This window comes from Flavobacterium tructae, assembly GCF_002217475.1.
Lineage (GTDB): Bacteria > Bacteroidota > Bacteroidia > Flavobacteriales > Flavobacteriaceae > Flavobacterium > Flavobacterium tructae.
On sequence record NZ_MUHH01000019.1, the window covers coordinates 1 to 16,548 of the forward strand.

The window sequence follows — 16,548 nt, forward strand, 5'->3', positions numbered from 1 at the left end:
ATTTTTAGCTTGTTTGTAAAAAAATACTTCTTTTTTTATGGTTTTTATATTTTTTCTAAATTCGTTCGTACTGTTATTTAATGTATTTGTTTCATTTTTGAATAAGTACGATGAGAATTTTACTTCTAAAATAGTGCTCAGTGTTTCAATTAGAGCGAATTAAAACTTAAATGTACCTTTTAGTATTTATAAAAATCTACGGTATTTTGCAGGAAAAATTACGGTTATTTGCATGAAAAATCTGATCAGTTGTATTTGGTGATCTCTATCGTTAACAAAGAAAATTGTTGTTGCTGGTATTGAGTTGGAATACAGTAAAGTAGAGAAAGCTTTCTCTCGTGATTGAAAAATAAAGGGATTAATTCCTTCGTAAAAAAGTTTTGAAGCGAAACTTTTAGAGGTTTATTTTACAGGTTTTCTGTTTTATAAAGTTGTGATGAGAGGACTCGAACTATAAGGTTCATGGTCCTGTCTTTGGGGTATCTTTATTACTGCCTTGAACCTTAATGTACCAATTCTGCACCGAAATTCATTTTAAATTCAAAGGCTATCTTTAGAAAAAGTAGAGTAAGCCCATATTTTTTGTGGATTTTGTATTTAAGTATGCAATAGAGGGTATAACATAGTGTCGAAATTTTTTTCACTATATAAATAACTGTACTTATATAATTAGCAACAAATAGAAAGTTTTTAGAGTAGTTGAAAAGCACATTTACATTTGCCTGAAAATGTCTTTTTTTTATGTTTTTCTAAAATTTCCTCATAAGTGTAAATCTCTTGCAGTCGAACACTTTTTTTTAAATTTCTTTAACCATTTATGTAAGATATTAGTTAATATTCTACTACATTTGGGCCTTAATATTAACAAAAAAACGCCTATGAAACTAAGATTACTCTTTGTACTTTTTTTAGCTAGTTTATCTTCCTTTGCTCAATACACCCAGATCCCCGATGCGTATTTTGAAGCAGAATTAATCCGTCAGGGAATTGATTCCGGCACACCCGATGGTAAGGTTTTGACTTCAAAAATAAACACCCTGACTAGTTTGAATGTTAGAGGAGTAGGCCTTATTGAGGATTTAACCGGGATTCAGGATTTTACTGCTTTGAAATTTTTACTTTGTGATTCCAATCGATTAACAGCTTTAGATGTTTCCAAGAATACTTCGTTAACATACCTGAGTTTTGGAAACAATTTCTTAATGACGATAAATGTTTCGAAAAATATCGCTTTAACAGAGTTACGTTGTAATCATAATCAATTGACAACTTTAGATGTTTCCAGGAATACTGCTCTAGCTACTTTACATTGTTATGATAATCAATTAAGAGTTTTAGATTTTTCCAATAATACTGCTTTAACCTACTTAGATTGTTCTGCCAATCAATTGATAGGACTGAATTTGAAGAATGGAAATAATTCTAAGTTATCGACGAATAGTTCTTTTCGAGGCAACCCCGACTTAAGTTGTATTGTGGTAGATAATGTGGCTTATGCTAATACAAATTGGGCTGCGGCCAAAAATGCTACGGCGAATTACAATTTAGCTTGTGCAGCTGTTATTCAATATACCCTTATTCCTGATGTCAATTTTGAGAAAAAGTTAATGTCGTTAGGGCTTGACTCCGGTATAATAGACGGAAAAGTGCCAACAGCTAAGATTTCTGGGGTAACTTCTTTGAATGTTTCCAAGAGTTCTATTACTAATTTAACCGGAATTCAGGATTTTGCGTCTTTAGAGGTATTAGATTGCAGCGGTAATTCATTAACGACTTTAGATCTTTCTAAGAATATAGCTTTAAAAAATTTAGTTTGTTATTCTAGTCAATTGACGGCTTTAGATGTTTCTAAGAATACTGCTTTAGAACAATTAACTTGTTATTCGAATCAGTTAACAACTTTAGATGTTTCTAAGAATACTGCTCTAACATATTTATCCTGCTATTCTAATCAATTAGCAGCTTTAGACGTTTCTAAAAGTATCGCTTTAAAAAAATTAGATTGTTATTCTAATCAGTTAACTGCTTTAGATGTTTCTCAAAATGTTGCTTTGACCGAATTAAATTGTTATTCTAATAAATTAATTAGTTTCGATATTTCTAAGAGTATTGTTTTAACAAAATTGTATTGTTATTCGAATCAATTATCTGCTTTAGATGTTTCTAAGAATATTGCTTTAATCGAACTATATTGTTATTCTAATCAGCTGACAGCTTTAGATGTTTCTAAAAATACTGTTTTAAGACATATAAACTGTAGTTCAAATCAATTAACGAGTTTAAATGCGATGAACGGAAGGGATTTTAGCACGTACAATTTTAAAAACAACCCTAATTTAGATTGCATTCAGGTGGATCACATTTATTATTATGATAATTCTTATAAAGACACTGTGGCAACTTACAGCAAAGATTGTTCACGCGTTCTTATTCCTGATGTGAATTTTGAAAAAAAGTTGATCTCTTTAGGAATTGATTCCGGAACAGTTGATGGACAAGTGCCAGGTTATAAAATAAACACATTGACTTCTTTGGATGTATCTAATAGTTCTATTGCTGATTTGACCGGTATCCAATCCTTTGTGGGTTTAAATGCATTAGATTGTAGCGGTAATCAATTAACGGCTTTAGATGTTTCTAAAAATATTGTTTTAGGTTCTTTAAACTGTAGTTCAAATCAATTAACGAATTTAAATTTGAAGAATCGAAACTATCTTAATTTTAGAACCAAAAACTTTAAAAACAATCCTAATTTAAGTTGTATTCAAGTAGATAATGTTGTTTATGCGAATACAAATTGGCTCGCAGCTAAAGATGCTGCGGCAACTTACAAGGCAGACTGTGCTGATGTTGTTCGATACACCCTTATTCCTGATGTAAATTTTGAAAAAAGGTTAATTTTCCTTGGTCATGATTCTGGAGCTCCTGACGGAAAAGTGCCAACAATAAATATTTCTTCGTTAACTTCTTTGTATCTCTTCGGTAGTGATATTACTGATTTAACCGGAATTGAGGATTTTGTGGCTTTAAAATCATTAACTTGTGCAGCTAATAAAATAACTGCTTTAGATTTTTCTAAAAATATTGCTTTAAGCGAATTAGATTGTGGCCGTAATCAATTAACGACTTTAAATGTTTCTAAAAATACTGCTTTAACAGTTTTTTCATGCGATTCTAATCAATTAACGGCTTTAGATATTTCTAAAAATGTTTCGTTAACATATGTACGTTGTTATTCTAATAAATTAATCAGTTTAGATGTTTCCAAGAATACTGCTTTAGAATCATTATATTGTTATTCTAATTTAATAACAGCTTTAGATCTTTCCAAGAATAAAGTTTTAACAGAATTTGAATGTAATTCTAATAAATTAACAAGTCTAAATGTGCAGAATGGAAACAATAATAATTTTGTAACTAACAGAACAGATTATAGAAAAAATCCAAATTTAGAATGTATTCAGGTAGATAATGTTATTTATTCTAAGGATAATATGTCTTGGGCAAAAGACGCGACAGCAAGTTATAGTACAAGTTGTCCTGCTTCCGTTGTCGCCCTTAGTAGTGCGTTTGAAGACCAATTAATCGCTTTAGGAGTCGATACAGATGGAAAAAACGGTTCGGTTTTATTGTCCAGTATAATAAATGTAACCAGTTTAAATGTGTCCAATTCCGGTCTCACCAGTTTATCAGGAATCGAATATTTTTCAAATCTAGAAACCTTAAACTGTCAGGGAAATTTATTGACTTATATTGATATGTCTTACAATCCGGCACTGAAATATTTAGATTGTTCAAAGAATCCTTTATCGACTTTGGATGTTTCTAAAAATACCCAACTTACAGAACTGTATTGTGATGGTATTGTGACAAGTGGTAAAAAAGGCAATGCCAAAACCAGTGCTGTCAATCAACTAAAGGTTTTAGATGTTTCTAAAAATTTATCGTTGACTAAATTGAGTTGTTCTAATAACCAGATAGTAAGTTTAGACTTTTCTAAGAATACTCTTCTTACAGATCTAAATTGTTCCAATAATAAATTGACTTCTTTGAATTTGGACAATGGAAATAATAGCAAGCTGGTGAATGTCAATTTCAAAACGAATGCTTCATTATCCTGTATTTTGGTATATGATGTTGCGTATGCCAATGCCAATTGGTCAACTGCCAAAGATGCGGCGGCAATTTATTCGAAAACAAATTGTACTTTAGGATTAGAAGATGTGGTTTTTAACAAAATCACCGTTTACCCTAATCCTACCAAAGGAGAATTATACATTGACAATATTGTGCTGGAAAAAGCAAGCGTGTATGACTCGTTAGGAAAGTTGATAACAGTTACGAAATTTACTAATGGTTCAAACACTAATAGCATCAATTTTTCAGGATTCTTGAAAGGGATTTATTATGTGTATTTAGAAAGTGAAGGGACAACTGTTGTTAGAAAAGTAATGGTCGAGTAAATTAAAAAGCATATATAAGTTAAAAACCACATTTTCATTCGTTTGAAAATGTGGTTTTTTATTTTTTACTTATCAAGCTTATACAGGCATTGTATAGATGGAGATATAGTTCCATTAACAAAAGAAGGTTTAAAAATAAGAAGCGCAGCAAGAATGCTATTATAAATTTTGATAGTAAGGCTTAAAGATTGAAAAGCTGTAAATTAGTTAGAAGTTTTTCTTTTGTTTTCATGGTGAGAGCAGGATTCGAATTGTATGTTGCGATAAATGCAGAAATATTAGAATACTACAAAGCAGTAATTAAATTTCTTTAAGATTGTCCTTATAAGTTCGGCCTATTGGCAACTCTCTGCCATCTCTGAGCTGTACCATGCGTGAATTGAATGATTTTACGTGGCTTTTTAAAACCAAATACGACTTATGTATTCTGATAAAACCCAGGTGACGGTGCATTTCTTCAAACTTTGCCATGCGTTCCAATACCATGTGGTTTTTGTAGCGGGATACAATTTTAAGGTATTCGCCAAAACCTTCTATCCAAAAAATATCATCCAGCTTTACCTTATTTACAATATAATCTGACTTAAACATAATATAGTCTTCGGCAATGTCTTTAGACTTTATAAAATGGTGGTATTCTTTGGCCTTTGTAATGGCTTTTTCGAACCGTTCAATACTTATAGGTTTTATAAGATAATCTACTACATCAAGTTCAAATGCTTTGGCTGCATGTTGTTCTTCAGCGGTTATGAAAATGCAGAGTGGCTTGTTGGGTGTATTTTGCAGCAACTCTATGCCGTTGATGCCCGGCATATTAATGTCAAGGATAAGTAAGTCAACTTCATTTTGCTGTAAAAAAGTGATGGCTTCCTGTGGATTGCTAAAGGTAGCGAGCAGGTTGACACCATCAGTATTGGCACAGTAGTTTCTTATTAGCTCCAGCGCAAGGTATTCGTCATCTACGCCCACAGCCTGCAATTGTTTCATAATTTAATTTTGAGAGTAGAAAAGTACGTCTTATTTAATAATTCGTCAAACAATTGATAATTTTCTGCATATTTCATGGTGAGGATTTTTTTCAGTGCAACGAGCCCCATTCCGTTATATCCGTTATGGTTATTAAAGTGAATCTTGTCCGGTACAGAATTTTCTATCCTGAATACGAAGGTATCATCAACCTTATCAAAGTTCACCTTAATATAGGCTTCTCTATCCGCTCCAATACCGGAGTGTTTTAGTGCATTTTCAAAAAGTGTAAAATATACAGAAGGAGGAACCTCTACCTGTTCCTGTACTTCACTATCATTTAGTTCAAATAGGATGTTCAGCGCATTGTTGTACTTAAGTTGATACAAACCTGCAAGAGCTTTCATCATTTCGAACTCTTTGTGTATCGCAATAGTTTTTTTATCGGTTTCGTATATAACATATTGCAACAGCTGGCTTAGCTGTAGTATCGCTTCGGTTGTATTGCCATGCTGGTTGTAACTGCCCGCGTAAATGTTATTAAGGGTATTGAGTAAAAAGTGAGGATTTATCTTTGACTTCATGAGGTTGAGGTCAGTCTCATTTTTTTTCACCTCAAGGTCGAGATAGTCATATTCGATTAAGAATTTATGTCTTGATATTCCTAAAAAAGAAGCAACTAAAATTACGATACTCTGTGAGCTGTATACGCTGATCAAAAACAATGTCTGGTCTTGTACTGCATCGCTCTCCTGAGAAAATTCAGGTTCAACAAGCAGTCTTAGCAACGTTGTTGATATAAATAATATCAGTGCATATAGCAGATATTCGGGATATTTATTGGTTTGGTAATAGGCGGGAACTAAATAGGAATAACAAACAAAATATAATACCGTATTGACAGCCATAGTGAAGAGTATTTTGTACAACGCAAAAGGCATTTCCGTAAAATAAAGTGTCGAAATTACCAGAAAGGTGGTGTATATCACAAAAAACAGGATGTGTTGAAACCTAATCAGGTTTGTCCATTGCTTCTTCATGAGACTGCCTATAATCTTTTGTTCAAACAGTAATCGGAAAGCTACAAGGAGGATAATGATGTTTATTAGTAAAACCATACTTTTTTGTGTTAAAAATTATTCACCCTTTAAAATTATATCATTAAAAATACAAATATCATTATTTTAAAACAGGCACTTTGCGTTGTTTGTTTATTAAATGAGTCGTTCGTTGAAAATTACTTTTTTGAAAAAATCAATCGTATACTTTTACTTCAGACAAATAAATTAACGATTTATCAAAATGTATAGAAAATATATATCAATCCTGTTTTTTTTAATGATTTTTTCTACGAAAGCAGTAGCGCAACAAGATAATTTTAACATGTGGCTGCAATATACAATGTCCGCAAAATTAAGCGAAAAGTACAGCTTTACGGCGCTTTCTCAATATCGGGCATACGATTTAGTAATGGATTCACGTCTTTTTTTAGTTTCGACCTACCTGGAAAGAAAGTTAGATCATGATCTTTATCCGGCTGTAGGGTATATGTTTTTGGTACTTCAGCCCTATACAAGCGACACCGATAAAAAGCTGCGTTATGAAAACAGGCCGTTTCAGCAGTTAACAATCAAAAATAAAATTGGCCGTACTACCTTATTACACCGTTATCGTGTCGAAGAACGTTTCTTAACCAACCCGGATGATTTTGTGGTGAGATTGAGATATCTACTATCGTTAAAAATTCCATTGGGTAAAGAAGAAGGGAAGAATCTATTATATGGTATTCTGAAAAATGAAATCAGGATGAATGTAGTAAAGACGGAACAATTTGACAGCAACAGGATCACTGCCGGATTAGGGATTAATGTGGGCAAACAATCAGCCATAGAACTTTCATTTGTCAATCAGGTTAGTCCGGACGATACTAGTAATTATGTGTTGGCGGGCTATAGAAACTCATTTGACTGGTCGTCAAAAACAGAAAATAATTAAACTTAAAATATACCGTCATGCTTACCATTTTAGGATTTTCAATGATCATTGTATTTATGTACCTGATCATGACCAAACGTTTGTTTCCGTTAACAGCGCTCATACTTATCCCTATACTTTTTGCCATTTTTGGTGGCTTTACAGCCGATCTTGGTTCTATAATCATGGAGGGTGTAAAAAATATTGCTCCAACCGGCATCATGCTCATTTTTGGGATACTGTTTTTCAGTATCATGATTGATGCAGGATTATTTGATCCGCTGGTAAACCTGATATTAAAGTTTGTAAAAGGCGACCCGGTTAAAATAGCTTTAGGAACAGCTTTCTTAACGGTATTGGTTTCGCTTGATGGCGATGGTGCGACTACCTATATGATCGTTGTAGCCGCAATGTTACCGCTATATAAAAAACTGGGTATGAATCCGCTTGTACTCTCGTGTATTATAATGCTTGGCGGCGGGGTAATGAACATACTGCCTTGGGGCGGGCCTACAGCACGTGCGATGACTACCCTTAAAATGGATGCATCAGAACTGTTTATGCCTATGATACCAGTCATGGCAGGTGGTGTACTATGGGTAATATTTGCAGCATTTTGGCTTGGTCTCCGTGAAAAAAGAAGGATTGCCCGTGAAGGAGATATGAACAAGCATCTTATAAACGAGGAAGAAACTGTAATAGAGCGCGAGCTCAAAAGACCTGGTCTGATATGGTTTAATCTGCTGCTTACCATACTACTGTTGGCTTCAATGATGTTTGATGTATTGCCGCTGGCTGTTTCCTTTATGATTGCATTTTGTATTGCACTGATCATCAATTATCCGAAAGTCGATGAACAGCAAAAAGTACTAAAATTACATGCAGGCAATGCCCTTTCTGTAGCATCGATGATATTTGCAGCAGGTATTTTTACCGGCATACTTTCCGGAACGGGAATGATGGATGCTATGGCAGCTTCGATGATATCGGTGGTACCGGATACCTGGGGAAATGCTTTTCCTGTGCTAACAGCGGTAAGCAGTGCACCGTTGACCTTCTTTTTGAGTAACGATGCTTACTATTTTGGTATACTCCCACTGATTACCGAAACGGGATTACATTTGGGGGCTACAAAATTAGAAATAGGAGCGGCATCACTTATAGGTCAGGGAGTCCATTTGTTAAGTCCGCTGGTACCTTCTACTTATCTTTTAGTAGGATTGGCCGGAGTTGAGTTTTCTGATCACGTAAAATTTACTATAAAATGGGCTTTGGGTTCATCACTTGCCATGCTCATTGCAGCATTGCTTATCGGGTTAATAACTTTTTAAAACTACCTTTGTATAGCAACTTAATGAGTAAGGTTTAAAAAGATGAATACCACACCACAATATCCGGAAAGCAGCAGAATACCACAAAAGTATTTGAAAAATCTAGCAGCTTATGTTACTATAGCATTGCTGTTAGGAATTGCTGTAGGACACTATTATCCTGAAAAGGGTATTCAATTGGATTTTTTAGGCAGTGGATTTTTATATCTTATTGAACCCCTTATACAGCCCATCATATTTTTAACGATCATTATAGGGGTAAGCAGTATTGGCAATCTTAAAAAAGTGGGTCGTGTAGGGCTTAAGGCGTTCGTTTATTTTGAAATAATAACGACTATTGCCATGATCATGGGGATAATGGCAGCGTTGTTTATAGAGCCCGGTAAGATCGAAAAAAGACTCATAGACGTAACTCTGCCCAAACATTTTACAGCTACCGAATCACTTGATAGCGGCTGGTTTAATTTTATAGTGCTTAACCGCCCCCTGGTATTGCTGCTGTTGGCTGTTGTAACAGGTGTTTTGCTTAGCCTTTCGCCGGGCAGGGCAAAGTATGTAGGGATCTTGCAGAAAATTATGACCTTTTTGTATAGCGTACTCCTGTATCTGTTTTTACTTATACCAGTTGCAGCTTTTGGCGGAATGGCTTATGCAGTATCGCGATTTGGTATACATAGTCTTTTGCCTTTGGGAAAACTGCTGGCTACGACTTACATCACAATGGCATCTTTTGTATTTATAGTATTGGGGCTTTTGCTGCGTTATTACAACATCAGCCTTTGGAAGTTTCTCAACTATATTAAAGAAGAACTGCTTATTGTTTTTAGTACATCATCATCGAGAACAGTGTTTCCTTTGATTGTTGCAAAGCTGGAACAGGCGGGGTGTGGTAAAGCTGTCGTAGGCCTTTCAATACCGCTGGGTTATTCTTTTAACCTTGCAGGCGCATCTATATTTTTGCCTATATGTACGTTGTTTGTTGCTCAGTTGTTTAACATTCCGCTTACGTTTCGTGATATCATCACTATAGGGTTGGTTATCATGGTGACCTCAAAAGTAGCATCGGGAATACCGGGATCCGGTTTTGTAGCACTAACCATAACTTTTACAACACTTAATAAATTTCCTTTAGAAGGCTTGGCGTTGCTTTTCAGCATTGATAAGTTTATGAACGAAGCCCGTACTATAACTAATTTTATAGGCAATGGGGCGGCCGTTATACTCCTTTCGAAATATGAAAATGACTTTGAACCCAATCCAGAAATAGACCTTTCCATAACAAAATAAATAAGCCATTAAGGCACCATACTTTAAAATAATAAATATGACTGATTTGATTACTACTTTTAATAGTCTTTGGCAAGATATTATTGCGCATCCGGGTACATCACTGGCAATTATTGGAAACCTTATTCTCATTGAGAGTCTACTCTCTGTAGATAATGCAGCTGTACTAGCTACAATGGTAATGGATTTACCGGAAAACCAGCGTGAGCGTGCGCTTAAATACGGTATTTGGGGCGCTTATATTTTTAGGGGTATTGCAATGGTATTTGCTTCGGCACTTATTGCTATTTGGTGGCTTAAACCTATCGGCGGACTTTATTTGCTCTATCTCGTATATTCCTGGTACAAAGACAAGCAAAAAGAAGGCAGTGAAGAGGAAAAAGTAAATAAGGAGGGGAACTGGTTGTATCGTCTTACAGTGAATACGATAGGTCATTTTTGGGCTACAGTTTGCCTTGTGGAGCTTATGGATATGGCTTTTTCAATAGATAATGTATTTGCAGCGGTAGCCTTTACACCAAACATCATATTGGTATGTATTGGAGTATTTATAGGGATACTGGCAATGCGTTTTATAGCACAGAGGTTTGTGAATCTTTTAGAAAAATATAAGTTTTTAGAAACTGCAGCTTTTGTAGTAATTGCCATTTTAGGGATCAAGCTGGCCTTATCTTTATACGAACATTTTTATCCCGAAACAGCATTCAGTAAATTCTTGGGAAGTCATGCTGCAGATATTGGGATCTCGGCCCTTACCGTTGCCATATTTTTTGTGCCCATACTGACCAGTACCTTTTTTGATTTTCCAAAGAAAACTAAATCTGTTGTGAGATAAATTTCATTATAAAGGATAACAGATAAAGTCTATCATTACGCCGCAAAGTTACTCTTTGCGGCGTAATGACGACTAAAATTACATAGACTGCAAAACTTTCTTCAATTGCAGACAAAGCAGGATCAATATTACACTTCCAGGTCCATAATCCGGTAGAAACTATTTATTGAATTACCCTCCAGCGCCTAATAATTTAAATAAAAGCAAAGAATTCCGGTTTTATATTTTCATCAGTATTTCATTTCGAAATAATTAAATGCAGATTTATAACTAACCTAAAGCAGCGACGTCATGTTGTGAATGTCACAATATTAACAAATTATTAAATGACAGAATTCAAAAATTAACAATTGAGGTTTATCATACATTTGTAAGGGTCTTCTTTAACAGTTGAAATTTTTATTATGAGTTCTAATTTAATTATAAGGTTACGTGCTGGTGATGATTCATGCTTTAAAGAAATATATGATTTATACCATTTTAAAGTATTTTGTTTTGTTAAAAAATACACCTCACAATTAGCAGATTCAGAAGATGTAACACAGAATGTTTTTATTCATCTTTGGAAATATCGTACCAAATTAGATCCTCAGGTAAGTCTTGAAGCTGTTCTGTTTAAGAGTTCTAAGCAGGAAATTTCCAGATGGTATAAAAAGCAAAACCGAATCTTTTCGGTTGAAGATAATGCACTGATTCTGGAATTGGATAGTAAAACACAGTCTGAAGAAGAAGTGAGTTTACAGATGGAAAGAATTGAATACCTATTGGATAAAATCCCTGCTAAAAGAAGAAAAATATTCAGCCTGCACAAGTTTGAAGACCGCAGTTACAAGGAGATAGCCGAAGAAATGGAGATGTCTCCGGGGGCTGTTGCCAATCAAATTTCTAAAACCTTACAATTTCTTAAGAAAAACTCTGTACATAATCATGAACTCTATTGGTTTGCTTTATTCTTTGTATATCAGACAGAATTAGTATTGTAGATACATTCAGAAGATAAAACTCGTTGGGTGTAATTGATAAAAAAAATCACTTAGCACACAGAGACATTGGTTTAATGCTCATAAAAGAGTATAAAAAGAAACAGGTTTCTTACTTATAGTAGCCTTTTTGTGTTTACAATAAGTGAAACGCCTTTTGTGAGAGCGTTAAATTATTGCTTCTATGGGTTTAAAAAAAATTGCCCCCAATGGGTTATGTAGGCATTTTTAAGGTATTTGCGGATTGATTTTGTTCTAAACTCTTGTTGTTAAATCTTTATTCAGATTAAGAAAACGTTAATAGTAATATTGCACCGTGATATTTGCCGAAGTGAGAATCTAATGTAGTTGAATTGATAGCTGTACGTAAATTTCAAATATTAAATGTTAACTCGAATGAAATCCAAAAGAATGAAAGAAGAATGGAATGTGATCCCCAACCGTGGTATACTTCCTGACAATATTGAGGCAAGAATGTGGAACAATATACGCAGGGTTACGATTGATAAATATAAAAGACTGTATAACTGGATGGCTGTGGCCTGTGCCGTATTTGTAATTTCAATTGGAAGCTATCATTTTTTCGATTTACATAAAAAAACAGATATTGAAATTACTTCAACAAGTACATTTAAAAATGATATCCGACTTATAAGTTTGCCTGACGGAACAAGGGTATGGCTGAATCAAAACTCTCAAATTGAATACCCGGTACGCTTTTCAGATAACGAAAGAAATGTGAGCTTAAAAGGAGAAGCTTTTTTTGAGGTAAAACGGGATCCTTCAAGACCATTTGTAATTACTTCAGGAGTTATAAAAACAACCGTTTTAGGAACTTCATTCAACATTAAAGCCTACAATGAAAAACAGCCTGAGGTAAATGTCAGAACCGGAAAAGTAAAAGTTGAAGGTGAAACAAATACGGTATTGTTGCTAAGAGGAGATAAAGCAGTCTATACTGTGGTATCTTCTACTGTAAAAAAAGAAAAGACAGACATGCTGGAACCTGAATGGAAAAAAGCATTACTGTATGTTGACGGATTGACTCTGGAGCAGGTTTTAAATAAATTAAAAGAAGAAAATGATTTTAAGGTAAATTATTTAGAAGAGGATTTAAAAAACCTCACCATTCAGGGTACACTCGACAGCAGGCAGGGGATTTACGAAATGCTGCAGACTGTTGCATTTGCTTTAGAAATAAAAATCAGACCTACCGGTAATAATACCTATTTGATCAGCAGGTAAAAAGAATACACCATTTTAATGCGATTTTTTGCAGCCTATAACTTTTGAAAAACAAGGTTTATAAGCAGCCGGGGATTTTTATGCCCAAACTTAAAAGATTTAACACGTACATCATATTCAAAAACAAATTCTAATAAACTAATAATTATCAATTATGAACAATGATTTTTCCAGGCAGTTTTCTTTTGTCTTATGGATTTTATTTTTTGGAGTTTTTCTCGGAACAAATACTATTTATTCGCAAACCGGAACTGTATCAGTTGATTTTAAAAATTCTTCGCCTCAAAAAATTATCGAGAATTTAAAATCACGCACACCTTACCAATTTATCTATCAAAAGGATTTAGATCTTAGTCTGCCCCTTATAACACTAAAAAAAGACAACGTTTCCATCGATGAAATTTTAAGTGATTTACAAAAAATGACCAACTTAAATTTTAGAAGAAACGAAAATAATATAGCCGTAAATAGTAAGGATGCGGACAAAAAAAAAAAGAAAGGAAAAATTACAGGTAAAGTTGTAGACACCAATGGACTTTCACTTCCGGGAGTTAACATAAAAGTAGTGGAGTTAAATTACGGAGTACAGTCTGATATCGATGGTAATTATATTTTAGAATTAGAACCTGGAGAATATACGATTGAAATCAGCGCTATCTCTTTTCAAACACAGAAAATTACAGGTGTAAAAATAACGGAAGGAGGAGAAACACCTTTGGTTGTTTCCTTAAAAGAAGCCGCTCAGTCACTCAAAGAAGTTGTAATTGTGCAAAATTACAAACAGGCAACAGCTTCAATTCAGGGATTACTGTTACAGCAAAAAAAAGCAGCACAGTTCTCTGATGGTATTTCTGCAGAACAAATTGCGAGAACACCGGACAGAGATGTGGCAAGTTCACTAAAACGTATCACAGGTGTAACAACCATCGATAATAAATATGTTGTAGTTCGTTCTATGGGAGAAAGATGGAATCAGGCCGTTATGGACGGAATTACACTTCCCAGTACCGATGCCTATCAGCAAAACTTTTCTTTTGATATTATTCCAACCTCCATGGTGGAAAGTATTGTAGTCAGCAAATCAGCAACCCCGGACATGTATGCCAATTTTGCGGGTGGTTATGTAGAAATTAAAACAAAAGATATTCCTAAAGAAAACTTTAATAGTTTCTCGATTAGTACTTCATACAACAGCAGAAGTACTTTTAAAGAAAGACTTACGAAGCAGGAAGGTGCTTATGATTATTTAGGTTTTGATGATGGCAGAAGAGATTATCCAACGAATTTGACAGCCTTACCAATACCAACAAATGAAGCTGATTCCGGGCTTTTTATAGAACAGTCTAAGAGGTTTACAGCAGATAATTTTACGACTTATAAAACTTATGCTGCACCGGGAACAACACTTCAATACGCGATGGGAAGAGCGTATAAATTAAAAGACAATAACAAGTGGGGTTTTGTAGGATCGCTATTTTTTAAAAATACTCAGGATAAACTGGATATTGAGCATACACAAAGAGCAAGTAATGCTGATAATTCACTTTTTGTTCCGGAGACGGATAAAGCATTGTATTCAACATTTACCAAATACGGATTCAGAAATTCAGGAGCAAACTATACGTTTAATTCAACTTTGGCAGGAATGTTTAATGCGGGAATTCAGTTTGGGAATCATAAAATAACGGCACGTAATACAGTGATGCACATTTACAACAATCAGCTTACTCAAGTAACAGGATGGAGTGATAGTGATGCTATATCTGAAATTATGAATGGATCGATACTTCCTTCTACTTCAGAAACAGATTATCCTGTTTATCAGACCTTGCTGCAAAGTAAAATAGAAGGGAGTCATAAGTTTGGTAAGCTGGATGTCAATTGGTTCGGAGCTTACAATACCGTTTCAAAAGATACTAAAGACGCTACTTTTTTGGATACCTACAGAAAAAAAGTGGGTGATGACACTTTGCTTTATCACTATGTATACAACTCAGAAACAAGATTTCCTTTCAGCAGAAGTAACTTTACAAATGATGAAACAGATTATAATTTCGCTATAAATTTTAAGTACTCTTTTGACTTTAGCGATACGTACACCAATGATATAAAAGCGGGATATTTTGGGACCTATAAAAAAGCTACCAACCAACAGGAATCGGCAAAGGTTGTGGTAATTGGTACAGGTGCGGATAAAGCGGAAATTTACGAACCTCTTTCCAAATTTTTAGACGGTTCAAGATACCATTATGGAGGTTTTGGATGGCAGGATTACGGAGTATACGGTAACAGATACGTAGGTGATGTAAAAGTACACTCGCCCTTTTTAATGCTCGATGATAAAATTGGACGTTATGTAAGATTAGTGTGGGGAGTAAGAGCAGAAAGCTATTTGTATACCGAAATTGAAAGCCAGTCTGAAGCAGCCGGAGATTTTGGAAAAGATCAAAAAGACGATAAGTTGTGGCAGTTTCTGCCATCGGCAAGTTTGGTTGTAAGTCCTACCAATAAACTGAATATCAGGTTGGGATATAATAAATCAGTTTTGCGTCCTCAATTTGCAGAACGTTTGAGTATTCCTTATTATGATCCTATTCAGTCTGCTAAAATTTATAATTATTCAGGCGGAATGATTTCCAGTGTTTCCAACAATTATGATTTGAAATTAGAATGGTTTCCATCGGGGGGTGAAATTTTATCTTTTGGTGTATACCATAAAAATATAGACGATCCTATGGAATCAGTGGGAAGTTTAAATCCATCAAGAATCAGAAACATTTATAACCTTAATTCAGCCAATGCTAAACTTTGGGGAGTCGAAGTAGAGCTGTATAAAAGTCTTTCTTTTTTAGGGGAAGGAGAAGCCCTTAAAGATATTTTTATCTCCGGGAATGCTTCTATTAACAGAACTAAAGTAACCTCTTATGTCGCCATTGATGGAACAGGAGGACTGTATGAAGCAAACAGACCGCTTTACGGACAGTCGCCCTATACTTATAATTTAGGATTAGACTACGTGGGAGATCGTTTAGGATTTAGTGTGAGACATAATGCTATAGGAGATCAGTACATATTAGTAGGATTTGATTATCAGTCTGAAGAAATCAGAATGCCTTATTCTATTACAGATGCGCAGATTAGTTATAAGTTTTTTAAAGAAAAAAATCTCGAATTCAAATGCAGTATGAAAAACTTGTTTGATGCAGCAATTAAAACCTACGATAATTCAAACAGTTATTCACATATTGAAAATGTGCCGGTAGGGTCAAATCCACGAGACCGATACAGCTTAGGGGCAAACGCCACAAATAAATACGACGAAGATATTGACAAAGTATTATTTAAAGCTAAAAGCGGCAGAACGATAAGTGTTTCCTTAAGTTATTCATTTTAAATATACAATTCATTAAGAAGTTTTATCGGAAGGAGTAAAGGATTACTTCGCACGAAATAAATTGGGAGAGAGA

At 34.5% G+C, this 16,548-nt stretch carries 10 protein-coding genes; 8 read left to right on the forward strand and 2 right to left on the reverse strand.

What is annotated here, in order from left to right; all coding sequences use genetic code 11:
- Positions 1-878: 878 nt before the first annotated feature.
- Positions 879-4,463 (forward strand): T9SS type A sorting domain-containing protein, encoded by a 3,585-nt coding sequence (locus B0A80_RS08690; protein ID WP_165769236.1) that lies wholly within the window; start codon positions 879-881, stop codon positions 4,461-4,463.
- A gap of 300 nt (positions 4,464-4,763) precedes the next feature.
- On the opposite strand, the gene B0A80_RS08695 is transcribed toward B0A80_RS08690, so the two are convergent.
- On the reverse strand, positions 4,764-5,450 hold the full coding sequence (locus B0A80_RS08695) for a LytR/AlgR family response regulator transcription factor (protein ID WP_070905552.1): 687 nt from the start codon (positions 5,448-5,450) through the stop codon (positions 4,764-4,766).
- Complete coding sequence (locus B0A80_RS08700) at positions 5,447-6,547, reverse strand: sensor histidine kinase (RefSeq protein WP_089077038.1); 1,101 nt, start codon at positions 6,545-6,547, stop codon at positions 5,447-5,449. The genes B0A80_RS08695 and B0A80_RS08700 overlap by 4 nt, the downstream gene beginning before the upstream one ends.
- Positions 6,548-6,767: 220 nt before the next feature.
- On the opposite strand from B0A80_RS08700, the gene B0A80_RS08705 reads away from it, so the two are divergent.
- The 7 genes from B0A80_RS08705 to B0A80_RS08735 all read left to right on the forward strand — a co-directional run bounded on the left by B0A80_RS08705 (position 6,768) and on the right by B0A80_RS08735 (position 16,475).
- Positions 6,768-7,424: a DUF2490 domain-containing protein gene (locus B0A80_RS08705; protein ID WP_089077039.1), complete on the forward strand. Its 657-nt coding sequence runs from the start codon at positions 6,768-6,770 to the stop codon at positions 7,422-7,424.
- Between the two features lie 17 nt (positions 7,425-7,441).
- Positions 7,442-8,734 carry a CitMHS family transporter gene (locus tag B0A80_RS08710; protein WP_089077040.1) on the forward strand — a complete coding sequence of 431 codons (1,293 nt, stop codon included), beginning with the start codon at positions 7,442-7,444 and terminating at the stop codon, positions 8,732-8,734.
- A gap of 42 nt (positions 8,735-8,776) precedes the next feature.
- Positions 8,777-10,021: a cation:dicarboxylate symporter family transporter gene (locus B0A80_RS08715; RefSeq protein ID WP_017496309.1), complete on the forward strand. Its 1,245-nt coding sequence runs from the start codon at positions 8,777-8,779 to the stop codon at positions 10,019-10,021.
- Between the two features lie 37 nt (positions 10,022-10,058).
- Positions 10,059-10,856 carry a TerC family protein gene (locus B0A80_RS08720; protein WP_017496308.1) on the forward strand — a complete coding sequence of 266 codons (798 nt, stop codon included), beginning with the start codon at positions 10,059-10,061 and terminating at the stop codon, positions 10,854-10,856.
- A gap of 404 nt (positions 10,857-11,260) precedes the next feature.
- Positions 11,261-11,839 carry an RNA polymerase sigma factor gene (locus B0A80_RS08725; protein ID WP_017496307.1) on the forward strand — a complete coding sequence of 193 codons (579 nt, stop codon included), beginning with the start codon at positions 11,261-11,263 and terminating at the stop codon, positions 11,837-11,839.
- Positions 11,840-12,232: 393 nt separating this feature from the next.
- A complete protein-coding gene (locus B0A80_RS08730; RefSeq protein ID WP_017496306.1) occupies positions 12,233-13,081 on the forward strand; it encodes a FecR family protein in 849 nt (282 codons plus the stop codon).
- Between the two features lie 154 nt (positions 13,082-13,235).
- Entirely contained in the window at positions 13,236-16,475 is a 3,240-nt protein-coding gene (locus tag B0A80_RS08735; protein WP_165769237.1) for a TonB-dependent receptor, read from the forward strand.
- The last annotated feature ends 73 nt before the right edge of the window (positions 16,476-16,548 follow it).

What these genes read in the sequence shown, in the direction of transcription:
- B0A80_RS08715 (WP_017496309.1), top strand. Translation starts at nt 8,777, where the DNA reads ATGAATACCACACCACAATATCCGGAAAGCAGCAGAATACCACAAAAG.
- B0A80_RS08735 (WP_165769237.1), top strand. Translation starts at nt 13,236, where the DNA reads ATGAACAATGATTTTTCCAGGCAGTTTTCTTTTGTCTTATGGATTTTA.
- B0A80_RS08725 (WP_017496307.1), top strand. Translation starts at nt 11,261, where the DNA reads ATGAGTTCTAATTTAATTATAAGGTTACGTGCTGGTGATGATTCATGC.
- B0A80_RS08720 (WP_017496308.1), top strand. Translation starts at nt 10,059, where the DNA reads ATGACTGATTTGATTACTACTTTTAATAGTCTTTGGCAAGATATTATT.
- B0A80_RS08690 (WP_165769236.1), top strand. Translation starts at nt 879, where the DNA reads ATGAAACTAAGATTACTCTTTGTACTTTTTTTAGCTAGTTTATCTTCC.
- B0A80_RS08695 (WP_070905552.1), bottom strand. Translation starts at nt 5,450, where the DNA reads ATGAAACAATTGCAGGCTGTGGGCGTAGATGACGAATACCTTGCGCTG.
- B0A80_RS08730 (WP_017496306.1), top strand. Translation starts at nt 12,233, where the DNA reads ATGAAATCCAAAAGAATGAAAGAAGAATGGAATGTGATCCCCAACCGT.
- B0A80_RS08710 (WP_089077040.1), top strand. Translation starts at nt 7,442, where the DNA reads ATGCTTACCATTTTAGGATTTTCAATGATCATTGTATTTATGTACCTG.
- B0A80_RS08705 (WP_089077039.1), top strand. Translation starts at nt 6,768, where the DNA reads ATGATTTTTTCTACGAAAGCAGTAGCGCAACAAGATAATTTTAACATG.
- B0A80_RS08700 (WP_089077038.1), bottom strand. Translation starts at nt 6,547, where the DNA reads ATGGTTTTACTAATAAACATCATTATCCTCCTTGTAGCTTTCCGATTA.